15 protein-coding genes are annotated in these 21,899 nt (G+C 70.4%); 8 read left to right on the forward strand and 7 right to left on the reverse strand.

The window, feature by feature from the left end; all coding sequences use genetic code 11:
* Window positions 1–173: 173 nt before the first annotated feature.
* The 4 genes from FHL80_RS00570 (at window position 174) to FHL80_RS00585 (ending at window position 2,925) form a co-directional block, all read left to right on the forward strand.
* A complete protein-coding gene (locus FHL80_RS00570; protein ID WP_138731531.1) occupies window positions 174–845 on the forward strand; it encodes a DUF6875 domain-containing protein in 672 nt (223 codons plus the stop codon).
* A gap of 170 nt (window positions 846–1,015) precedes the next feature.
* The gene (locus FHL80_RS00575) at window positions 1,016–1,963 is read left to right on the forward strand and encodes a redoxin domain-containing protein (RefSeq protein ID WP_138731532.1); all 948 of its coding nucleotides are present in this window, start codon (window positions 1,016–1,018) and stop codon (window positions 1,961–1,963) included.
* Between the two features lie 56 nt (window positions 1,964–2,019).
* Complete coding sequence (locus FHL80_RS00580; RefSeq protein ID WP_216870310.1) at window positions 2,020–2,484, forward strand: DUF5709 domain-containing protein; 465 nt, start codon at window positions 2,020–2,022, stop codon at window positions 2,482–2,484.
* A 141-nt stretch (window positions 2,485–2,625) separates the two neighbouring features.
* Complete coding sequence (locus FHL80_RS00585; RefSeq protein WP_138731534.1) at window positions 2,626–2,925, forward strand: hypothetical protein; 300 nt, start codon at window positions 2,626–2,628, stop codon at window positions 2,923–2,925.
* Window positions 2,926–2,968: 43 nt separating this feature from the next.
* Here FHL80_RS00585 and FHL80_RS00590 read toward each other — a convergent pair whose 3' ends face one another.
* Window positions 2,969–5,746 (reverse strand): AAA family ATPase, encoded by a 2,778-nt coding sequence (locus tag FHL80_RS00590; RefSeq protein WP_138731535.1) that lies wholly within the window; start codon window positions 5,744–5,746, stop codon window positions 2,969–2,971.
* Between the two features lie 291 nt (window positions 5,747–6,037).
* Entirely contained in the window at window positions 6,038–7,027 is a 990-nt protein-coding gene (locus FHL80_RS00595; protein ID WP_138731536.1) for an alpha/beta fold hydrolase, read from the reverse strand.
* Window positions 7,028–7,322: 295 nt separating this feature from the next.
* On the opposite strand from FHL80_RS00595, the gene FHL80_RS00600 reads away from it, so the two are divergent.
* On the forward strand, window positions 7,323–7,979 hold the full coding sequence (locus FHL80_RS00600; RefSeq protein ID WP_138731537.1) for a Bax inhibitor-1/YccA family protein: 657 nt from the start codon (window positions 7,323–7,325) through the stop codon (window positions 7,977–7,979).
* A gap of 237 nt (window positions 7,980–8,216) precedes the next feature.
* Here the strand turns inward: FHL80_RS00600 and FHL80_RS00605 are convergent, their stop codons facing one another.
* The 4 genes from FHL80_RS00605 to FHL80_RS00620 form a co-directional block, all read right to left on the reverse strand.
* Window positions 8,217–9,788 carry a DHA2 family efflux MFS transporter permease subunit gene (locus tag FHL80_RS00605; protein WP_216870311.1) on the reverse strand — a complete coding sequence of 524 codons (1,572 nt, stop codon included), beginning with the start codon at window positions 9,786–9,788 and terminating at the stop codon, window positions 8,217–8,219.
* A 160-nt stretch (window positions 9,789–9,948) separates the two neighbouring features.
* The gene (locus FHL80_RS00610) at window positions 9,949–10,392 is read right to left on the reverse strand and encodes a VOC family protein (protein ID WP_138731539.1); all 444 of its coding nucleotides are present in this window, start codon (window positions 10,390–10,392) and stop codon (window positions 9,949–9,951) included.
* Between the two features lie 250 nt (window positions 10,393–10,642).
* Window positions 10,643–12,004 carry a dihydrolipoyl dehydrogenase family protein gene (locus tag FHL80_RS00615; protein WP_138731540.1) on the reverse strand — a complete coding sequence of 454 codons (1,362 nt, stop codon included), beginning with the start codon at window positions 12,002–12,004 and terminating at the stop codon, window positions 10,643–10,645.
* A complete protein-coding gene (locus tag FHL80_RS00620; protein WP_138731541.1) occupies window positions 12,001–12,189 on the reverse strand; it encodes a bleomycin resistance protein in 189 nt (62 codons plus the stop codon). Before FHL80_RS00620 ends, FHL80_RS00615 begins: the two co-directional genes overlap by 4 nt.
* A gap of 385 nt (window positions 12,190–12,574) precedes the next feature.
* Here FHL80_RS00620 and FHL80_RS00625 point away from each other — a divergent pair, with 385 nt between their 5' ends.
* The gene (locus FHL80_RS00625; protein ID WP_138731542.1) at window positions 12,575–13,168 is read left to right on the forward strand and encodes a peroxiredoxin family protein; all 594 of its coding nucleotides are present in this window, start codon (window positions 12,575–12,577) and stop codon (window positions 13,166–13,168) included.
* Window positions 13,169–13,193: 25 nt separating this feature from the next.
* Here the strand turns inward: FHL80_RS00625 and FHL80_RS00630 are convergent, their stop codons facing one another.
* The gene (locus FHL80_RS00630) at window positions 13,194–15,971 is read right to left on the reverse strand and encodes a helix-turn-helix transcriptional regulator (protein WP_138731543.1); all 2,778 of its coding nucleotides are present in this window, start codon (window positions 15,969–15,971) and stop codon (window positions 13,194–13,196) included.
* Window positions 15,972–16,331: 360 nt separating this feature from the next.
* On the opposite strand from FHL80_RS00630, the gene FHL80_RS00635 reads away from it, so the two are divergent.
* Window positions 16,332–17,636, forward strand: a complete 1,305-nt coding sequence (locus tag FHL80_RS00635) for an MFS transporter (RefSeq protein ID WP_138731544.1) — start codon at window positions 16,332–16,334, stop codon at window positions 17,634–17,636.
* Window positions 17,637–18,164: 528 nt separating this feature from the next.
* The gene (locus FHL80_RS00640; protein ID WP_216870312.1) at window positions 18,165–21,140 is read left to right on the forward strand and encodes a helix-turn-helix transcriptional regulator; all 2,976 of its coding nucleotides are present in this window, start codon (window positions 18,165–18,167) and stop codon (window positions 21,138–21,140) included.
* Window positions 21,141–21,899 lie beyond the last annotated feature (759 nt).

Below are 21,899 nucleotides of genomic sequence, written 5' to 3' on the forward strand. Positions count from 1 at the left end.
GGGCCTCTCGGCGCCAAACGTGCGCACGTGTCGACCACCACGAGCGTTAGCCGACCGTCACCTGGCAGGCCGGGGAGCCGACTAGGGCCTTGACGGGTGCCACGTCCTTAGGCCTCGATCACGCTTGCTGGGCACGGACCGATTTCAGGTCATTGCGCTCACAGGAGGTTTCGATGTCGACACAGACCACTGATCTTTTTCTCCTCGAGGACCTCAAGGAGAACGGCAGGACGGCGGACCTCGCGGAACGCGACCGAAGTGCGCTCAACGCCGTCGCGGACTGGATCAAGGCCTTCATCGTCAGGCCCCACGCCGAGCTCGGCCGCCCCGGGGCCGTCTGCCCCTTCGTGCCCACGTCGCTCGAACGGCAAAGGCTCTGGCTCGCTCCTGAGCACGTCGGCGACGGGGGCGTCGCGGACGTCATCGACGTGATCAACGCCTACAAGCGACGGCTCCTCAACGCCAAGGCGGAGCCTGTTCACGGTGACGACACCAACTACGACGTCATCGTCGTCGTCTTCACGGACCTGCCGGCTGGACGAGCGCAAGCCGTGTTCGGCGACGTGATGGAGCAGATCGCCGTGCCGTCATATGCCGAGGATGGGATCGTCTTCGGGCCGTTCTACGACGGCAACCAGGGGACGGCGATCTACAACAGGGGCTTCCGTCCCTTCCAGTCACCCGTGCCCTTCATGTTCGTGCGGTACGGCGTGGTCAGCGACTGGAAATTCTTCCTGGATCAGCCGGAGTTTCTGGCCCTCTGGGCGCGGCGGTACGGCGAATCGGCGACCCACGCGCTCGCTGCGGAACTCCGCCGACTGCCGTGGAACGCCCGTCAGGACTGACGGTCCCCTCGACTCGGCCCGTCCCGCGACTGCCTGGCAGCCAATGCGGTCGCGGCCGCCGGAGACGGCCCATCTGTCGCGTGAGGCGACCGCGACAGGTGGAATCCGGCCCGTCGGCGCCACCCCCGCTCCTCAAAGCTCTCCGCTAACACGTCGACAGGAAGATCGTCATGGTCACGCGCCTGCATATGCCCTCACTCGGTGGGGCGACTGAATGGCTGAACTCCGGGCAGCTGAGCAGCGCTGATTTGCGCGGGCAGGTGGTCCTCGTCGACTTCTGGACGTTGACGTGCATCAACTGGCTGCGCACCGCGCCCTATGTCCGCGCGTGGTGGCGGGCCTACCGGGACGACGGACTGGTCGTCATCGGAGTCCACACGCCAGAGTTCTCCTTCGAGCACGAGGTCGACGGGGTGCGGCGGGCGACGAAGGAGCGGGAGATCGACTACCCGGTCGCTGTAGACAGCGACTTCGGGATTTGGACCGCCTTCGACAACCACTACTGGCCGGCGCTGTACTTCGTCGACGCGGAGGGCATCATCCGCGACCAGCACTTCGGCGAGGGACGGTACGAGCATTCCGAGCGCGTCATCCAAGGTTTGCTGGGTGTGGACCGCCCACTCCTGTCGGTGGAAGGGCTCGGCGTAGAAGCGCAGGCGGACTGGGCGCATCTGCGCTCGCCGGAGACCTACCTCGGCAGCGACCGCGGCACTGCTTTCGCGTCCCCGGGGGGATCCGCGGCGGGCCGCCTCCGCGCCTACGAGCTCCCCGAGCGCCTGTCGAGCAACCACTGGGCACTCTCCGGTGAGTGGCGCGTCGGCGGTGAGAGTGTCGTGCTCGCCCGGGCTGGCGGGAGGATCGCCTACCGCTTCCACGCCCGCGACGCGCACCTCGTGTTGTCTCCGGGAGCGCGAGGACCGATCCCATTCCGGGTGCTCCTCGACGGGGAGGCTCCTGGGCCATCCCACGGGGTGGACGTCGACGAGGCTGGGCGCGGCGTGCTCGGGGAGGGCCGGATGTACCAGCTCGTCCGCCAGCACGACAGGGTCCGCGACCGGACCCTTGAGATCACGTTTCTCGAGGCTGGCGCCGAGGCTTACTCCTTCACCTTCGGTTAGCCGGAACGGCGCAGGCACGAGCACGACGCACACCCGGAATGACGGGAGAAGTGGCGATGTCGATCCCCGACCCACATGAAGCCGACCCCGAGCAGGAGTGGGGCGTGCTGCAGCCCCAGGACGCCCTCGATGACGTAGGCGGAGTCGTCGACGTCCTTGACACGGGCTGGTCGCCACCGGACCACCCATGGGCGGTCCACGACTGGGGGACGACCCAGCAGGAGGAGAGCGCGAGCGAGGCCCTCGGCCGACGCCTCGCGCGCGAGGTCCCGGATCCGGGGGAGTGGTACGGCGACGGGCTCGGGGACACGTCGGACACCGACGGTGAGCTCATCGACGGCGAGGTTGGTCATCGGCGGGCCGGCCGTCTGGTCGATCCGGGGGCGCAGGAGCGGGACCCCGGGTCGTGTCTCTACGCCGCGGACGTCGGCATCGACGGCGCCGGGGCGGCCGCGGAGGAAGCAGCCGTCCACGTCGTCGTCGAGTGGCTCGAGGACCCGTACGGCCCGCCTTGGCCGTGACTGGGCGACCCCAGTCGGAGCCGGCCGGACACCAGTAGGGCACGGATGGGCACCGGCGGTCCTCGACGGGCGCGGTGGCACGCTCCGGGCGGAGACCGTGAGTGCGTACCGATCGCCCCGGCTGGGGCAGGAGTGGGAACGATGACCGTCATGTGCGCCATGGAGAGCCAGCGCACGGATCACCGGGCCGGCTTCACCCAGGCGTGGAGCCGCTTGGTCGACGCTCGCTTGCAACAGCAGCAGAAGGACACCCCCGCGCACCGCGCGGCGGTGGCCGCACGGCTCACGGAGAATGACGCAGTGCTCGACGCCCACCTGGAGTTGCGCCGCTACGACGTGCCGGTCTCTCGGCAGGGCGCTGATGCGCGGAACGCGCACCACGGCGGCGATCGGCCCGAGAGCCGCGACGTCGTCGTTGCGCGACACTCCGGCAACCCATGAGCTGACCACCGGCGCCGCGCGAGCACGGCCAGGGAACTCCGCCTCATACGGACGAGGTCTCCGCGGGGACGTCGGGCAGGACTAACCGTAGCTCGCGGCGTGACGTGATGCCGAGCTTGGTGAAGACCTTCCGCAGATGCCACTCGACCGTCCGCGAGCTCAGGAACAGCAGGGCGCCGATCTCTGTGTTCGTCCGCCCCTCGCTCGCCAACCGCACAATCTGCGCTTCCTGTGCCGTCAGCTGTCCCACGGTGTCGACGCTGCGCTTGCGCACCCTCTCGCTGGTGGCCTGCAGTTCGACGCGCGCGCGCTCGGCGAACCCGTCCACGCCCATGATCGTGCACATCTCGTGGGCAGTGCGCAGCTCCCGGCGAGCGTCTCTCCGACGGCCCTCGCGTCGCAGCCATTCGCCGTAGAGCAGGTGAGCGCGGGCCAGATCCAGGCGGAGCCGGCTGTGGCCCAAGTGGTGGATCGCCTCCTGGTAGCGGTCCTCGGCGTTGCCGTCCTGATCGACCAGCGCTCGGCAGCGCGCTTCGACACCGATCGCCCAGTCGGTGCCGCTGGGTCGCGTGCTCCACGACAGCCGCTCGAGGGCGCCTTCGGCGACCGCGGTCTCGCCGCTGCGGACGGCGGCCTCGACCAGCTCGACAAGACACCATGAGGCGAAGCCGAGCTCCTGAGGGTGCTGGGCACCCCGCGTGGCGGCGGCCATCGCCATCGAGTACTGCCCCAGGCCGTTGTGCAGCACCGCTTCCGCGTGGTCCACCAGGGTCAGTCCCATGCCCTCACAGCGGGGGACCAGCTCCTCGCGGGCCGTCCTCATCAGCGCCAGGGCCTCGACTTCGCGACCCTGGCGGGCCGCCAGCGCGAGGGCACCGTACGGCGGCAGCCGGTTCCCGGTCACCTCGGCGACCGTGGCGACCTCCTGGACCAGCGCGGCAGCCTCGGCCAGCTCGCCGGCGTAGAGGTGCAGTTCGATCCGCGCGCTCAGCGCGAGGGGCAGCATCGTCAGCGCGCCGGCCTGCTTGGCCATGCGCACATGACGCGTGCTCAGCACCGCCCAGCTTTCGTCGTCCCAGATGTCGTGGGCCGCATGGGTGGCGAGCCAGAGCCAGCGGAGGGAGTCACCCTCGGAAAGGCCCTGGGTGCGTACGGCGTCCAGGCCTCGCTTGAGCAATGCCGCGCCATGGGAGGGGTCATCCGCTATCACGGTGGCCAGACCATCGAGGAGGAGGTCCGCGGGGCCCGGGACGTCGGGCTTCGGCGCGCGGAGGGCCGCGGCGGCGACTGCGACGACACCAAGGTCCCCACCGAATCGACCGACGAAGAGTGCGGCCGCCAGAGCGTCCCGATGGGCGTCCCGAGCGAGCCCGGCATCCAGCGGCTCTAGCTGACGGGCCCCCGCCAGCAGGAGCGAGGGAGCCTCCCCGTCGGAGTTCGAGGCAAAGGCAATCTGTGCCGCCATCACTGCGACGCGGGCGTGTTGCAGCTCATCGAGCGAATCTAGTTCGGCGGAGGTGAGCAGCGCAGACGCCGCTTCGAGCGCGCCGGACAGGTAGTGGGCCTGCGCCGCGGCCAGGCTCCGCGCGGCCCGGCGAGCCGGATCAACCGTCAGCTCGCACGCACGCTGGAGGAAGGCGGCCGTGGCAGCCAGGCCCCCACGGGCCCGCGCCCGGGCGGCCGACCGCTCGAGTTCCACCGCGACGGACTCGTCCGGCCCCGTCACCGAGGCGGCCAGGTGCCAGGCACGGCGATCGGGGGCACGCTCGGGGTCGGTCGACTGCGCCAACGCGCGATGTACCTCGTGCAATTCCGGACGACCGGCTGCTCGGAAGGCGGCCGAGCGCACGAGCGGATGGCAGAACGTGACGCGTGCTCCGAGGTCGATGAGTCCCGCTGCCTCGGCCGGCGCTGCGGCGTCGGGCCCGACCTCCAGCCGGTCAGCTGCCCGCCACAGGAGGGAGACGTCGCCGGTCGGCTCGACTGCTGCCGCCGCTAGTAGGAGTCTGCTGTCGGCCGGAAGCGCCGCGATCCGCTGGAGAAAGTCCTGCTCGAGGCGTCCGGCCACATTCTCTGCCTCCCGTTGCCCGCGATCCAGACCGAAGGCCAGTTGTGCCGGTGTGCGCCTCCGAGCCAGTTCGAGCAACGCCAGCGGGTTGCCGTGCGTCTCCGCGATGATCTGGTCCCGGACGGTGGCCTCGAGCGGAGTCTGCAGCACCATGTCCAGCAGGGCCCGCGCGTCGGCGGGGTCGAGACCGCGGACTGGTAGCTCGGGCAAGGCCGTCAGTGCCCCGTCCCTCCCGGTGTCATGAGCGGCGAAGACCAGGCCCACCGGCTCGGTATGCAGCCGACGGGCGACGCACGCCAGCGTCAACGCGGAGGCCTCATCCAGCCACTGCGCGTCGTCGACCAGGCAGATCAGTGGTACGTGCTCGGCTGCATGGGAGAGGAGGCTCAACGTCGCGGGGCCCACGATGACGGGGTCGGGCGCCGCTCCGGCACTCAGGCCGAACGCCGTCGCCAGTGCCTCCCTCTGTCGATCCGGCAGTTGACCGAGGTGGTCGAGCAGGGGAGCGCACAGCTGCTGGAGTCCGGCGAAGGGAAGTTTGATCTCTGACTGCACGCCGGCCGCCCTGACGATGCGACACCCGGGCGCGTGTTGGGCGACGTGGTCGAGGAGTGATGTTTTTCCGACCCCGGCTTCGCCGCGGACGACCATGACGCGACCACGTCCGGAACGGGCGTCGGCCACCAGTCCTTCGAGCGTCGAGCACTCACTGCGGCGACCCGGGAGCCGGGAACCGGGAACAGCTCTCGTCATCTGCGGCCGCCGAGTCTGCACAAATTCCGGACCAGGAAGCCGCACAGTGTAGCGACGCCCCCGGTCGGCGAGGAGCCGTACGGGCCTCGCCGCAGCCATCGTGCGGGCCGCAGTTTGGCACATCTGCGGTCCGGGACGCTCCGTGACCAAGGCGCGACTTCGGGGGTTCGCACTGCGGCTGCCGGCTCTCGGCAGTTGTCAGGGTGGCGGCTGCGCCGCTCGGCGGGGCGGCTCCGAGAGGAGTGCTCGGTCACCCCGCCGAGCGAGCGCGTTCGGCGACGCGCGAGGAGGTCAACCGGTGACGGCGACCGCCGGCCTCGACCCGGTCGCCGTCCCCACTCCGTCGCGATAGGGCTCGAGGAACGTGGTCAGCACCTTCAGCATCTCCTCAGGAGCCTGCTCGGCGACCCAGTGGCCGGTGTCCGGGATGACCACGGTCTGCACGTTCAGGGCGGCTGGCTCGATGCCATGGCCGGCATGGTCGCCCCAACTCTCTGCTCCGCCGATGGCCAGCACCGGCATGGCCAGCGGTCGGCTCTTCCGCTGCTCGTTCTGTGCGAGCGTGGTGCCCCACGCGCGATAGAGGCCGAAGCTCCCGCGCAGGGCGTCGGGGTCGGAGAAGAGGTCGAAGTAGTACTTGAGCGCCTGATCAGGCAGCGGCTCTCCACCCTGGATGGCGAACTCGTATCCGAAGAAGATGTCCTCACGACCCCTGACGAGCTGTTCGGTCATCTCGTTGTTCACGCGGTTGAAGGGGATGTGCCAGACGCGGTTGTTGACCGGCTCGGGAACGAACAGCGGCGGCGACGGTGCCACCCCCGGAGGCCCGGGGATCTCGGCGAGTGCGACGCAGGCGACGCGGTCCGGGTGATCGGCGGCCAGCGCGTAGCTGATGATGTATCCGGTGTCGTGGCCCACCACGGCAAACCGCTCGTGGCCGAGGGCGTCCATCAGGCCGATCAGGTCGCCGGCGAGGGTTCCGGCGTCATAGCCCCCCGCGGGCTTGTCGGACAACCCGAAACCGCGCTGATCGACGGCGATGACCTTGAAAGACCGGGCCAGGGTCGGCATCAGCAGACGCCAGGCATACCAGTTCTCCGGCCAGCCGTGCACCAGCAGCAGGGGCGGCCCCTCGCCTCCGATGACGGCGTGCAGGCGAACGTCGCCTGTGTCGATGTACCGACTCGCGAAGGTGTCGGTGAACCCTGCGGGGAGGCCAGGCGCTCCAGAGGCGGAGCGGGGGCCTTCCGGCGTGTAGGAGGTGCCGGCGGACGAGCTCATGGGTGTCTCCTCTGGTTCATGATGGGACTTCCGCACCGGCTCGATGCCGGCTCCAGCACCGTCCCGCTCCTGCTGTTCGCTCGCCTCGGGGATGTCCCTGATCCACTGCCTGGTCATGGGGCGGGGCATCGTCGGTGGCGTTCGGAGGCCTTGCCGAGATTGGCCTGGGGCGACCCCACCGTTGGCTCCACTGGGTGGCGTCCGCCCGTGTTTCACCGGGGAGGGCACGGACGCGACGGGGCCCTCCCGGGATCGACGGTCCTTACCTCACGACCTTGAACCAACGGAGGACCTCATGTCGGCAGACACCGTAGCCCTCGCCCCGACCCTCGACCGGGACCGGACCGCCACCCTGCTCGGTCGTACGATGGGCCTGGTCGGGCTCACCGCAGCGACGTTCACCCTCGGTGCGTACCTGGCCCGGGGACTGTCAGCTGGGTGGGGCTGGTTGTTCTTCGGCGCCACCGTCGCGTGCCTGCTCGCTCTCAACACGGCAGTCAAGCGTTCGGAGCCCACAGCCGTCGGGCTGTTGTTGGTCTTCGGCGCCTCGTTGGGCGCAGCGCTGGCGCCGACGATGGCTTACTACGCCGGGGCGGACCCGCTGGGGTTGGTGCTTGCCGCCGGGGCGACGGCGTTGTTCATAACCGGCTTCGGAGCCGCCGGCTATGCGACCCGACGCGACCTCTCCGGGCTGGAGCGCACCCTCTTCTGGGCGCTGGTCGGCCTGGCCATCTTCGGCGTCGTGTTGATCTTCGTCGAGCTCCCGGGCGGTGCACTTGTCTACGCCGTCGTCGGACTCGTCGTCTTCGCCGGGCTGACGAGTCTGGACTTCCAGCGGCTGCGGCGGAGCGGCGACATCAAGACCGCGCCGCTGCTGGCCGCCTCGATCTTCCTCGACATTCTCAACGTGTTCGAACTGTTCCTGTCGCTCTTCCGAGGCGACGCCGACTAGCAGCGCCGCTCTGCCCGCACGGCCAGGGCACGACCAGGACGCCAGGACGGGATAGAGGCATCGGCCTTCGGCAGCAGCTGCCGCCGGGAGCCGATGCCTCCCCGGTGGAGCGATCCGCACCGGGGTCAGCGACAGAGCTCCGGGACGGCGCGGAGGGCCCCGGTCTGTCGAGGTCGAGCCCGGCGCCCCAGCCGGCGCCGGGTCGGTCCACCCGACGGAACTGGGCCCTGGGCGCGCCTATTCCCTTGCCATCCCCGCTCCGGCACGGTCGGGCACAGGCCCCTCGGCCGGGACGGCGCATCCGTGTACCCGCGGCGAGGGCAGCACCTTCGGCACCGTGGCCAGGTGGTCGGACACGAAGACGCCGGTCACCACGGCCGCCGCGGCGGCCAGCCCCGCCATGACGAGCATGGCAGAGCGGTAGCCGCCTGCAAGTGCGTCCCCGAGGTCCTGGTCCCCGACGCCGATCAGCACTGGCACCAGCGCCACCAGCAGGACCCCACCGACCCGGGAGGCCGCGTCGTTGACCGCCGCTGCCTCCCCGAGGTCCTCGTCGTCGACCGTAGCGAGCACCGACGCGGTCAGCGGAGCCACGGTGAGCCCGAGCCCCAGGCCCTCAAGGAGGGCACCGGGCAAGACCGCGCCGGCGTAGTGGTCCCCAGCGCCCACGGCGGACAGCCGGCCGAACGCTGCGGCGATGGCGAGCATGCCGAGGACCATGAGCCGCCGGGGACCGACCCGGGCGACCAGCCCGCCGGCGAACGGCGAGAGCACCAGGAACACCGCCGACTCCGGGACGAGCACTGCGCCGGCGGCGGCCGCGCTGTAGCCGAGGGTCAACTGCACCTGCAGGACGACCAGGTAGGCGGCCGCGGCGAGCGCACCGTAGAGCAGCAGCGTCGCGGTGTTGATGGCGTCGAACTGGCGGGACCGGAACAGCGACAAGCGCAGCATCGGACTGCGCTGGTGGCTCTCGACCGGCACCAGCGCGGCCAGGCAGACCATGCCGACGACGGCGGAGCTCAGCACCGGGGGGCTCAGCCAGCCGGCCGACGGGCCGGCGGTCAAGGCGTAGATCAGGCCCCCCAGCCCGGCCACGGCCAGCGCCGCGCCGCCGACGTCCAGCGAGAGCGGCCTGCCGGGCCTGGCCAGCCCCGGCAGGCGCCGCAGCATGGCGAGGGTGACGGCGACCAGCGGGAGGTTCAGCAGGAACACGTACCGCCAGGAGGCGTGGTCGGCCAGCCAGCCCCCGGCGTACGGGCCCACGGCCATGCCCAGCGTCGCGAGGCCGGCCCAGACACCGATCCCGCGGGCCCGGTCGGCCGTCGTCAGCGTCCCGTTGAGCAGGGCGAGGCTGCTAGGCACGACCATCGCCGCGCCGGCCCCCTGGACCAGCCGGGCCGCGACGAGCGCGGCGGTGGTCGGCGCGATCGCGCACAGCACGGATGCGACGAGCATGACGAGCAGCCCCGCGGCGAGGACCCGGCGCCGGCCGAAGTGGTCGATCAGGGCACCGGAGAGGAGCAGGAGCGCCGCGCCGGTCAGCAGGTACCCGGTCACCACCCATTGCACGCCGGAGACGCCTGCGGCCAGGTCCCCGCTGATGGCCGGGACCGCGACGGTGACGACAGCCGCGTCGTAGAAGGCGACGAGTGAGGCGAGGACTGTGGTGGCGACCAGCAGGGCGCCGTCGTGACTCCGCAGTGCTACCAGTGCGCTTGGGTTGGTGTCGGCCGGCGCCGACGCGCGCGCCCGGTCCTTCCCCGTGAGCGTACCGGGGCGGTGGCGCCGACCGGGATGGACGTTCATCACCTGAGCTCCTGTCCGTGATGATCCAGAGGTCGTCCGCCTCGGGGCCGGTCGGGTTTCGGAGCGGCTGGCCACAGGTTCAATCGATGACGGGTCGACAGGTCGTGGTGCGGACCCCCCTGGACGACTGCACCCCGGGGTCCGCACCACGCCTCTAGGCTCAGCGGCCGGGTAGGCGCTGGGTGATCTCCTGCAGCACCCAGCCGTTCCCATCCGGGTCGCTGAACACCGCATGTGACTGGTAGCTGCGGCCGTCCGGGTCTGGCCCCGGCAGCCGGACGCTCGGGTCGTCGGGGTGGAAGCGGCCGGCCGGGCCGTGGAAGACCTCGCTCACCTGGGCGCCGCGCTCGACGAGCTCCGCGCGAGTGGCCTCGATGTTCTCCGTGGCGAGCAGGAGCCCCTGCTGCGAGCCCGGCGTCATGGTCGTGACGCCGATGCCGAAACTGACCGAGCAGGCAGAGCCCGGCGGGGTCAGCTGCACGATGCGGAAGTCCTCACCACCGACGATGTCGGCGTCCTCACGCCATCCCAGGTTCTTATAGAACTCCTTGGAGCGGTCGACGTCGGAGACGGGCAGGACGACGACCTCAAGTTTCACGTCCATCGTGAGACCTCCTGGATCTGTGGGTCGGCCGGAGCGGCTTAAGGGCGCGACCAGCGTGGCTCGCCGGGAGCCCGCCCCGCCCCGGGGAAGTCCCTGGTGCGCTGCCCGGTCCCCGGGGGATGTCGGCCGACCGTGCGCTCGCCCTCGTGGACCTGGGGAGTGGTGCATCAAAGCGCTGGTGAGCAGCCGCGCCCCGGCAAACGACACCACGGGGGCGTGGGCCGTCGCCGCGGCGGGCGCGGGCGATGCGTCAGGACGAGACGACCTCCATCGGATGCCGCTCGGCCATGACGGCGCTGACCAACGCCTTGAGCGCGTCGAGGTAGACCTCGGAGAAGGCGGGGAACGGCTGAATGGTGTCGACCAGCACCTCTAGCGGCACGCCGGCCCGGATGGCGACCGTAGCCTGCTGCAGCCACTCGCCAGCCTCAGGACCGAGCGCGTACGCGCCGGTCAGCCGTCGTCCGTCGCTGAGCAAGGTCAGGAATCCGTTGCTGTGGGCGTACGCGCGCGTATAGGCCGCGGTCTTCGCGACACCCGACAGCATGGCCGTCGCGCCAAACCGTGCGTCGGTGCGGCCGACGGCGGCCGCCTGTGGGTCGGTGTAGACCACGCGCGGGACGGCGTCGTAGTGGGCTTCGCGAGGGAATCCGAGGATGTTCGCGGCGACGATCCTGGCCTGGTACTTGCCGACGTGAGTCAGCTGCCACAGGCCGGTGACGTCGCCGATCGCCCAGAGGTGATGGCCCGCCCGAAGTCTGCCGTCGACAGGAATCCCGTGCCCGTCGGCCCGGATGCCCACCGTCTCGAGGCCGATGCCCTCGACCCGGGGACGGCGTCCGGTCGCGACGAGCAGGCGGTCGCCGCGGAGCTCACGGCCGTCGTCGAGTTCGAGGACGAAGTCCTCCCCGTCGCGCCGCGCTCTGCGGCCGCTCCGGCCGAGCGCCAGTTCAATGCCCTCGCGGCGCAATGCCTCGCCGAGCGCCCGCCCGAGCGGGGCGGGCTCGCGGGTGAGCAGGTGCTCGCCCATCTCCACGATGACCGCCTCGCCGCCCAGACGGCGGACGGCCTGTGCCATCTCCACGCCGACGGGGCCACCGCCGAGAACCAGCAGCCGCCGTGGTACGGAGGTCATACCAGTCGCCTCACGGTTGGTCCAGAGGCCGTCGAGCCCGGTCAGGCCGGAGATCGGTGGGATGACCGGGTCCGAGCCGGTGGCCACCACCACGTGCTCGGCGGTGCACCGGACGCCGTCCACCTCCGCCGCTCCTGGCCCGGCCAGCCGGCCAGCGCCGCGGAGCAGGGTGATCCCGTTGTCGGCGAGCCAGCGCTGCTGGCCGGCGTCGGAGTAGCCCGACACCATGAAGTCGCGCCAAGCGAGGGCCATCTCGACGTCGACCTGCGCCGTGGCCGCCGCCTCGCGGGCACCGTGCACCGCCTCCCCGGGGCGCAGCAGCGTTTTCGAGGGGATGCAGGCGTAGTAAGAGCACTCACCCCCGACGAGGTGTCGCTCGACCAGCGCGACGCGCAGCCCACCCATCGCCAGCGCGCCTGCACAGTGCTCACCGGGCGAGCCACCGCCGAGCACGAGGACGTCGAAGTCGGCGGTCACCGCAGGACGGCTTCCATGTGCCGCCCGGCCTCGGCGACAGCCTGGTCCTCCGCGCTGCCGCCGTCCCGGGCGACGATGTAGGCGGCGTACCAGTCCCACCAGTGGTGCACGGGCGCGACAGCCTCGTACGCGCCGTGGTGCTCCTCTGCCTCGTGCAGCAGGCCGGCGAGCTCGGTGACGTCCATCGAATCTCCTCCTGTGTCGCTCACGCTCCGTGGGCACGTCGGCGGACGGGGCCGTGCCGCCCGGGTGATCGGTGCCGAGGGACCCGCAGCATGTCGGTGCCTGCCGATGCGTCGCCCCCGGGAGGTCACTGGTCGACCGCCCGGTCCGTCTCCGGGCCGAGGACCGGTGCAGCACGGCGTCGATCCAGGGGAAAGGACCGGGGAGGTCCCGGAGGCGATGGCCACCCTCGCAGGGCGACGGTCATCGACGCCGACCGGAGGCTCCCGGCGAGGGGGACGACTGGCAGGGAGGGACGGCGCGGAGTTCTCCCGCTGCAGCCGCTGCCCCGACGCTGTACGGCGTCGCCGGTCGCTGTCCCGCACGTCAGAGGAGAGGCGGTCCCCCATGCGTTCCGACATCGTCCCCGGCGGGGTCTTCCCGGACTACGAGCTGCCCGACCACACCGGTGCCGTCCACAGCCTCAGCGAGCTCCAGGGCCGCAACCCGCTCGTCCTCACGCTGGCGCGTGGTCACTACTGCCCGAAGGAGCACCAGCAGCACCTCGAACTGGCGGCGTCCCAGCCCAAATTCGGCGTCGCCTACACACAGATCGCGACGATCGCGACGGACGACCGCCACGAGCTGCAGGAGTTCCGTGCGTCCGTGGGTGCCCAGTGGACCTTCCTGTCGGACCCCGGGCGGATCGTGCAGCGGGACCTCGCCATCCAGGAGTACACCGACCCCGACCACGACCCAATGATCCCGCACACGCTCGTGCTCAAGCCGGGCCTGGTCATCCACAGCATCTACAACGGCTACTGGTTCTGGGGTCGCCCCTCGGTCCAGGACCTGTGGCACGACCTGCGCGCGGCGACCGCCGAGATCCGGCCGGACTGGGACCTGTCCTCCTCGGGCCTCCGCGAGGCATGGACAGCGGGGGAATACTCCCTTTTCCACGGCTGGGATCGGCGTATCGAGGAGTCTGCAACCCCTGGGTGACGACGAGCGGGGGATGTGCGTTCGCTCAGGCGTCGGCGGTCGTCGGGGCACTGTCCAGCACGGCACGACGCAGCTCTCGACGGCTGCGGACGCCCACCTTGGTGAAGACTTTTCCGAGATGCCACTCGACCGTGCGGGGGCTGACGTACAGCTGGGCGCTGATCTCCGCGTTGGTGAATCCTTGCGCGGCCAGTCTTGCGATGTGGGTCTCCTCAGCGGTGAGGTCTCCGGTGGTTTTCACCGTGCGCTTGCGCACCGTCTCACCGGCGTCCAGGAGCTCGCGGCGGGCACGCTCGGCGAACGCGTCGACGCCCATTGCGCTCAAGGTCTCGTGGGCGGTGCGCAGGTGAGCGCGTGCGTCGGCGTGCCGGCCTTGCCGCCGCAACCACTCGCCGTAGAGCAGCCGGGTCCGGGCGAGCTGGACCTTGACCGTGGTGCCGGCAAGCCGGTCGATGGCCTCCCGGTAGTCGTCCTCGGCGGCTCGACCCGTCTGCAGTTGGGCGCGCCCGCCCGCGTACACCCCGAGCGCCCACTCGGTGCCGGTGGCAGCCGCCATCGTTGAGAGTTCGTCGAGGGCGGCGGTGGCCAACTGAGGGTTTCCGCTGCGCGCGCCGGCCTCGATGAGCTCGACCAGTGCCCACTTGGGCGGCCCCAGTTCCAACGGGTCGGCGGTCGCTTCCCGAGCGGCACTCAACGCGTCGTCGTAGCGGCCGAGGCCATTGCACAGCACGGCGCGCGCCCACTGAATCATGTTCACACCGACCCCCTCACCGCGGGCGACGACATCTTCGAGGCAGCTCTGTAAGAGCGGTTCCGCCCGCCCGGCGTCGCCTCTCAAGGCAAGCAGACCAACCTCTCCGTAGGGCACGAGGCTGCTCTTCGTCGCCTCGACGGCGGCCCCTGCCTCCTCGACCAGGGACGTCCCCGCTGACAGGTCACCCGTGAAGAGGAGCACGACGACACGGGTGTTCAGAGCAAGGGGCAGGGCACTGAGGGCACCTGCCTCGCGAACGAGGTCCAGGTGTCGACGGGTGAGAGCGTCCCAACTCGCGTCGTCCCACAGGGACGCCGCCGTGGCGGCGGCCAGCCAGGCGGAACGCAGCGCCTCATCCATGCTCAGCTCTTCGGTTATGAACGCGTGCACCGCCCCGTCCAAGACCGGCGCCGCTGGCGTGTAGCCGTCTGTGAACATCACAGCGAGCCCCTCGAGCAGCAGGGCGTCCTTGCGCGGCGCCTCCGGCGGGGGCGACTCTCGGACGGCCTCGGCCACCTCCCGTGCCCCCGGGCCGGCGGCCAGCCGCCCGGCGAATAGTGCGGCCGACAGCGCATCGAGGTAAGTGTCCCGGGCGACTTGCGGGTCCAGTGGCTCGAACCGGCGGGCGGCGGCCAGCAACAGCGGCAGCGCCTCGTTCCCACGGTTCGCCGCGAAGGCCATCTGAGCCTGTAACAACTCCATCCGCGCCCGCTCCGCCTCCCCGACCGGTCCGACCTCGGCCATCGACAGGAGGGCGGAGGCGTCGTCGAAGGCGCCTGCGTTCACCTTGCCCTGCGCCGCGACCAGGGCGCGCTGCGCCCGACGCGCGGGGTCAGGGGTCAGCGTGGCCGCGAGTTCCAGGAAGGCGGCTGCCGCGGCCAGGCCTCCGTGTGACAAAGCGCGGTCGGCTGAGCGCTCTAGGTCGCAGGCGACCTCTTCGTCGGTGCCCACGGCGGCCCGGGCTCGGTGCCAGGCCCGGCGGTCGGGATCCAGGTCGGGGTCGGTGACGTCGGCGAGCGCCCCGTGGACAGCCCGCCGTTCTTCGCTTGAGGCCGAGCGGTAGAGGGCCGAGCGCACGAGCGGATGACGAAACTGGACACGATCGCGAAACTCGATCAGCCCGGTGGCTTCGGCGGCTGCCGCCCCGGCGGCGCCGATGTCGAGCCGCTCAGCGGCGCGCCACAGCAGCGGCACGTCTCCCACCGGTTCAGCAGCGGCGGTCAGCAGCAACTGCCGGGTCCGCCGCGGAAGGGGTTGAACCTGGCGCAGAAAACCCTGCTCGAGGCGGTGGGCCAAGGACGTCGCGGCAGCAGCGCTGCTGTCCCCTCCGAAGGCCAACTCCGCGACCGAGAGCCCCCGCGGCAGCTCCAGCAGAGCCAACGGATTCCCGTGGCACTCCGCCAGGATGCGATCAAGAACCCGGGGATCGAGCACGCCGGTGACTACCGACTGGAGGAGACGCGCCGCATCCCTGGCGCCCAGCCCGTGCAGGACGAGGTCCGGAAGCCCCGCGAACCTCGGCACATCATGAGACCCGCGGGCAGCGAAGACCATGGCCATGTGTTCGGCGGTGAGCCGTCGTGCGACGAACTCCAGCGTCTCCGACGACGCCTGGTCGAGCCACTGCGCGTCGTCCACGACGCAGATCAACGGCCGATCCTCGGCCACGTCGGTGAGCAGGGACAGCACTGCCAGAGCTACGAGAAAGCGGTCGGGCGCGCTTCCGGGCCGCAGTCCGAACACCGTGCCGAGCGCCTCCTGCTGCGGCACAGGCAGCTTGGTCAGCCGATCCAGATAGGGGCCACACAGCTGATGCAGGCTGGCGAACGGGATTTCCATCTCTGACTCGACGCCAGCCGCCCGGGCCACCCGGCATCCAACGGCGCGCTCGAGGAGGAACTCGAGCAGAGCCGTCTTGCCGATGCCGGCCTCGCCGCGCAGGACGAGGACCCCGCTGTGGCCCGCCTTGGCGGCCGCCACCAGGCTGCTCAACTTCTCGCACTCGTGGTGGCGACCCAGCAGTCCGGGCCTCGAGCCGATGGTGGACATCCCTCTACACCGCCTGTAGTTCGGGAACGGGCGCACGTCCCGTGACGCTCGGCCAGCCGGGGGTCGCCCGCAGCAGTGGTTGCTCCGGCCGCTGCGCCGCTGCGCCGCCGCGGGGCCGGTGTGAGCCAGCCTCTTGCTCGAGAAGTCATGTTGTCACCGCACGCCGCGGGACAGAAGTAGGCACAGCACCTCCTCGCGGGCAGGCGTCCGGACCGCTCCGGCCAGGGAGCGCCGCCGGGGACCTCCCTGATGTGAGGCGACCGGACGAGCGCGACGGTCATCCTCACACCGCCGCAGCAGGAAGTGGCCGTGCAGGCCAGGGCGGGAGCCGCTTCTCGCCACCGACCGTGGAGACACCAGATGAACCACGTTGTGCAAGCTCAGGACACCTCGGCGGTGATCGGCAAACCACGCCGGCGATCGCTCAGCAGGTCGGTCGCCTACGCCTTAGCGGCCTACGTCATCGGCCTCGGGTTCTTCGCGGCCGTGACGCCCTCGCCGCTGTATCAGAGCTACCGAGCGCTCTGGGGATTCTCATCCCTGACGCTCACGCTGGTCTATGCGACGTACGCCTTCGGGGTTCTGGTGACCTTGCTCTTCGCGGGCAGCGTCTCGGACGACGTCGGTCGGCGACCTGTGCTCCTGGTGGGCCTGAGCGGACTCATCGTCTCGACCATCTGCTTCTTCTTCGCCTCCTCCGTGGCCTGGTTGTTCGTCGCCCGTGGGGTGCAGGGACTGGCGACCGGCGCCGCGATCAGCGCGGCGAGCGCGGCGCTGCTCGACCTGCACCCTCGCCGCGACGCATGGGGAGTGGGGTTGGCCAACGCCGTCGCCAGTAGCGCCGGGATCGCCCTCGGCGTCCTGCTGACCTCCTTAGCGGTGGAAATCGGGAGCGCGCCCCTGAAGCCGCCCTACGTCCTTCTCTTCGGGCTCCTCGCGGTCGGGTTCGTCGGCGCATGTGCGATGCCTGAGCCCGTCACCAATCGGCGGCGTCCCCGGCTGACGTTCCAGCGACCGCACGTGCCGGCCCCTGTTCGCAGGCCGTTCGTCCTCGCCGGTCTGACCGCGCTGTCCTCCTGGTCCCTGGGCGGCCTCTTCTTCTCTCTCGGACCGGCGCTCTCGGCGCGTCTGTTCGACTCGAAGAACACCGTTCTCGCCGGCATCGGCATCGTGGCGGTCGGGGGCACCGCGGCGCTCTGCCAGCTGCTTCTGGGACGCACATCCCCATGGCTCTCCGCCTGCCTGGGTTCTATCGCGCTGGTGGTGGGTGTCTTGCTCGTGGTGCTGGCGACGGCCAAGGCCTCGAGTTCCCTGTTCGTCATCGGCTCCGCGTTCTGCGGTGCCGGATTCGGAGTGGGCTTCCTCGGCGGTCTGCGCGGGCTCGTAGGGGCCATCCCGGCGCAGCACCGCGCATCGGTGATGGCCGCGTTCTACATCGTGGCGTACGCGGCCATCTCGGTGCCGGCGGTTCTCGCCGGACTCGTCGTCGGCCATCTCGGCCTGCAGTCGACGTTCGAGGCCTTCGGCCTCGTCATCGTCGCGATCTCGTCCGTGACCGCGGGCTGGGCCTGGGCTACGCGGCCGGCCCCCTCGGGCGAACGGCGGAGGACGACGAGGACCCAGTCGCGGGCGTCGACCGCGAGAGGCTCTCGCCTGCGCGAGTGACGCGCCAGCGGGCGGGCCTCGTTCATCGACGGAGTACGACGGATGGGGCCGGCTCGACGCGCTGGAGCACCAGAGCGCCTCGCTGGCGCCTCGGCCTGTCGGCGGATGCCACCCTCCATCGGCGGCTGACCGGGACCGTGGATCGGGCATGACGAGTCAGCTGCTGGATGGGGGCCGCCACTCGGTCTCTCGGCGTCAGGTATGTGCGACGGCGTTCACGCCGCAGTGGGCTGTCCGAGCCTCGTCTGCACGGACGGCCTCGGCTCTACGGGACCCAGGATGGTCGGTGTTGTAGCGGTCTCCAAGGCGAAAGATGCTGGCCCGTCTGACTGTTGGTGCGTCCCGACCCGAGGAGGCTCGCCGCAGGCGGCACAGCCGGGCCGGGTGACCGTCCTGTTTGTTGCGAACGTGAGCTGAACCCGAGCCCGGAGAAGTCCTGGGGGCTGGAGCGTCGTTACGCTGATCCTTCTCGGGTGGGGTCCCCGGGTACGCCGCCCGGGGTTTTCACGGGCGCGAGCCCCGTCGGCTGTGACCATCTTTTTCTACGTGACTCCTCATGGCTTCCACCAGAGCGCCTTGAATGCCGTTGCGGACCGGTCCGGCCTCGCCGGTCGAACCGTCGAGTGCGCCCGTGTCGATGACGCGCTCGATCGCGCTCAAGGTGGCCATAGCAGCGTTCTCGTCCTGCGCGGCGAGGCAGGCATCGGCAAGACAGCTGTCCTGGACCGCGCCGTCGATCGTGCCGCAAACTTCAGGGTCATTCGGATCAGTGCGATCGAGTGCGAAGCGGACCTTCCCTACGCGGGCTTGCAATTGCTGTCCAGCGCCATGGAAGACGCCGTGGGCCGCCTGGAGCCTCAGCAGCGACGGGCTCTTGAGACCGCTGTCGGATCGGGCGGCGGTGAGCCGGACCGGTTGCTCCTCGGGTTGGCAGTTCGTTCGCTGTTCGAGAAGGTCGCCGGCCCCCGACCCCTGCTCTGCGTCATCGACGACGCCCAGTGGCTCGACCGGTATTCGGCGCAGGTGCTGGCCTTCGTCATTCGGCGCCTCCGGGCGGATCCGATCGCCGTCCTCATCGCTGAGGGAGATCCCCAGAAAGTGTGGGAGTTCGACGGTCTCCCTGCGCTTCGGCTGGTGGAGCTGTCCCACTCCGATGCGCGGACGTTGGTGCGTTCGCTGATCCGCGGGCGCGTGGACGAGGCCGTGATCGATCGAGTCATTGCCGAAGCGCGTGGCGTCCCTCAGGCGTTGCTGGACGCGGCGCACGGCTTCACCTCGGCGGGGCGCGCCGGTGGGTTCGCAGTCGACACTCCAGCCCTGCTCGCAGCCGGCCGGCTGCAGGAGGTCTTGGAACGGTTCCACGCGTCAGCGGACGACAGTCGTCGCCTGGCGCTGCTGGCGGCCGCTGATCCCACTGGTGATCCGGCGTTGCTGTGGCGTGCCGCCGCGACGCTCGCACTACCGCCCCAGGCGGCTGCGCCGCTCGAGTCGGATGGTCTCGTGCATGTGGGCTCACGCGTGCTCTTCTGTGACACGGCGTTGCGGTCAGCCGTCTACCACTCGGCATCGGCCGGAGACCGGCGAGCGGTCCACGAGGCGCTCGCCATCGCGACAGATTCCACATCGGCACCCGATCGGCGAGCCTGGCACTTGGCCTACGCGGCCGACGCGCCGGACGACGAACTCGCGGCGGAGTTGGAGCGCTGTTCGCCGAAGGCTGGCGAACGGGGAGGACCGGCCGCTGCGGCTGCATTCCTGGAGTTGGCCACCCTGATGACCCGCGACTCTGCGCGTCGCTCCCAGCGGGCGCTTGCCGCCGCCGCGGCGACACTCGATGCCGGTGCCACCGACGCGGCGTCTCGGCTGCTCGCCACCGCCGAGCTCGGCACTCTTGACGCATTCGGTCATGGTGGTCTGGCCCGCCTGCGTGCACAGGTCGCATCCATCTCCCGACGCGGCGACGAGTCATCCGAACTCTTTCTCGACGTCGCACGAATGTGGGAAGGACTCGATGCATCCGTTGCCCGGGACACGTATGTGGATGCGCTGGCCGCGGCCGTCGCGGCCGGTCGACTCGGGCGTCGCGGCGTGGAGGCCGTGGCGAAGGCGGTCAACGGAGGACAGCCGGCGGACCCCCGGGCGAATGACCTGCTGCTCGACGGACTCGTCGTCCGATTCACCAAGGGGCATGGGGCGGCTCACGTTCCCTTGAGTGGCGCCCTTGAGGCATGGGGCCGAGACGGCATCGGCGGTTCCGCCCTCTCGCTGTGGCTGGCCACCACCGTCGCGGCCGACCTCTGGGACGACGAGGCCTGGCATGTGCTGACAGCAGTTGGACTGGCACGTGCGGAGGACACCGGTTCTCGCACGGTGCTCCTCTGTGCGCTGGCATGCCGCGCGATGGTCGACGTGCACCGTGGCGAACTCCGTGCGGCTAGCGCTCTCGTCGAGGAGGCGCTTGCCCTAGCGCATGCTTCGGGCAACCCTCCGATCGCCCACGCCTCCCTGGTACTGGCGGGGTGGTCGGGAGAGGAGCATCGCGCTCTAGCCCTCTTCGACGCCGCGCGTAGGGACGCCGGTTTCCGTGGCGATGGGTACACGCTCAGTACAGCCAGCCTCGCGGAGGCCGTCTTGTACAACGGCCTCGGTCGCTATGACGCTGCACTGGCTGCGGCGTGGCACGCCGCCGAACTGGATGAGCTGGGCTTGTCCGGGCTCGGCTTGGTAGAGCTGATTGAAGCGGCGACACGCAGCGGAAGGCATGACGCCGCCGTGGGCGCGGTAGAGCGTTTGACCGATTCCGCCCGTGCCTCCGGCACAGACTGGGCATTGGGGATGGAGGCGCGGTCGAGAGCCCTGGTGACCGATGGTCAAGGGGCCGAGAAGCTCTACGAAGAAGCCATCGACCGGCTGGCGAGGTCACGTATCACGGTCCACCGAGCCCGCGCCCAACTGCTATACGGCGAGTGGTTGCGGCGTCAGGGTCGGCGCATCGATGCCCGAGTGCAGCTGCGAGCCGCCGAGGAGTCCTTCGTGGCGATGGGCGCCGAGGCGTTTGCTGTCCGGGCCAGGCGAGAGAACTCAGCCACGGGGGAGAAGGTGCGCCGTCGAGGAGATACGGCTGGGAACCTCACCCCGCAGGAGGCCCGCATCGCGTTTCTGGCTTGCGACGGCCTGACGAATCCGGAGATAGGTGAGCAGCTGTTCGTCAGCCCCCGCACGGTTGAATACCACCTGCACAAGGTCTTCGAGAAGTTCGGCATCACATCGCGGCGGGAACTGCCACGCCTGCTGGACAACACCGTGAGCATTTCTTCTGGACGATTTCTGCCAGCCCCCCATGCCCGCAACCCCCGACTTCGCGGGCGTCTCGATGTTGCCGGGTTCTCAACTGAACGACGGACGAACGTCCCGACCCCGCGCGACGCGTCCGAGGTGCGGTCCGTCGGCGTAGACGCCGAGGGGTGCCCGGCACCCGAGTCCGCCGCGGGGACGCCCCGGTAGCCGATCAGGAGCTGCTGCAGTGGCTGGTCCGTCGACGACCTTGCCCCTGGGCGGGCAGGCTGTGGTCGACGCTCGCGGCCAGGGATCACGATGAGACCGACTCCGCCATCCGCGCAGTCAGTCGTGGCTAGCCTCAGCATCGCGGCCCTCAGGTGTGGTCGTCGCCGTGGGCAGCAGGCAGTGCCTGACGGGACTGGCTAGACGTGAGGAAGTAGCCGGCCGTCGCGCTCTCTGCGGTCACCGCTGGACGCACACGGCGCAGGACGTCGCGGGTCGGGGACGGAGCGAATACAGCAAGCGGTACCGCAACGCGCCTCGAAGGACGACGGACCGAAGCATTCGCAGGTCAGAGCCCGTTTGCGGCAAAGCAGGAACGTCTATTCTGTCGCGCGACCGCTCGACCACCATTAGCCGACCTCAAGTGGCTCAGGACGGTGCCCCGAGTGATCACGGCATCGGGAAAGACGTGTCCGTAGACGTTGCCGGTGAGGGGCCCGGCTGAGCTCCTCGGCGGCGCGGTCGGCCGGCACTTGACCCCAAGTGCATCGCCGCGCGAGCTCCGAGGCTCTGTGAAGGCGAGCCGCAGCTGCGGAGGAGCACGACGCGCTGTTCGTCGTCGGAAGGCATCCCGGTGGGATCAGCGAGCTCCTCCATCGGGCGACCGCCGGCTCGGTCTCCCGGCGGCTTCCTGGCCGGTGTGCCCGGCCGGTCCTGCTGGTCCCCTTCCGCTGACCACGTCGTCCCCCGAACCGTCCACAG

Origin of the sequence: Modestobacter excelsi, assembly GCF_005930495.1 — a bacterium.
Lineage (GTDB): Bacteria > Actinomycetota > Actinomycetes > Mycobacteriales > Geodermatophilaceae > Modestobacter > Modestobacter excelsi.

Bases quoted from the DNA above. Each gene is read 5' to 3' on its own strand.
- FHL80_RS00570 (WP_138731531.1), top strand. From the start codon at position 174: ATGTCGACACAGACCACTGATCTTTTTCTCCTCGAGGACCTCAAGGAG.
- FHL80_RS00610 (WP_138731539.1), bottom strand. From the start codon at position 10,392: ATGGACGTGAAACTTGAGGTCGTCGTCCTGCCCGTCTCCGACGTCGAC.
- FHL80_RS00590 (WP_138731535.1), bottom strand. From the start codon at position 5,746: ATGACGAGAGCTGTTCCCGGTTCCCGGCTCCCGGGTCGCCGCAGTGAG.
- FHL80_RS00595 (WP_138731536.1), bottom strand. From the start codon at position 7,027: ATGAGCTCGTCCGCCGGCACCTCCTACACGCCGGAAGGCCCCCGCTCC.
- FHL80_RS00575 (WP_138731532.1), top strand. From the start codon at position 1,016: ATGGTCACGCGCCTGCATATGCCCTCACTCGGTGGGGCGACTGAATGG.
- FHL80_RS00635 (WP_138731544.1), top strand. From the start codon at position 16,332: ATGAACCACGTTGTGCAAGCTCAGGACACCTCGGCGGTGATCGGCAAA.
- FHL80_RS00605 (WP_216870311.1), bottom strand. From the start codon at position 9,788: ATGAACGTCCATCCCGGTCGGCGCCACCGCCCCGGTACGCTCACGGGG.
- FHL80_RS00580 (WP_216870310.1), top strand. From the start codon at position 2,020: ATGTCGATCCCCGACCCACATGAAGCCGACCCCGAGCAGGAGTGGGGC.
- FHL80_RS00625 (WP_138731542.1), top strand. From the start codon at position 12,575: ATGCGTTCCGACATCGTCCCCGGCGGGGTCTTCCCGGACTACGAGCTG.
- FHL80_RS00620 (WP_138731541.1), bottom strand. From the start codon at position 12,189: ATGGACGTCACCGAGCTCGCCGGCCTGCTGCACGAGGCAGAGGAGCAC.
- FHL80_RS00585 (WP_138731534.1), top strand. From the start codon at position 2,626: ATGACCGTCATGTGCGCCATGGAGAGCCAGCGCACGGATCACCGGGCC.
- FHL80_RS00600 (WP_138731537.1), top strand. From the start codon at position 7,323: ATGTCGGCAGACACCGTAGCCCTCGCCCCGACCCTCGACCGGGACCGG.
- FHL80_RS00630 (WP_138731543.1), bottom strand. From the start codon at position 15,971: ATGTCCACCATCGGCTCGAGGCCCGGACTGCTGGGTCGCCACCACGAG.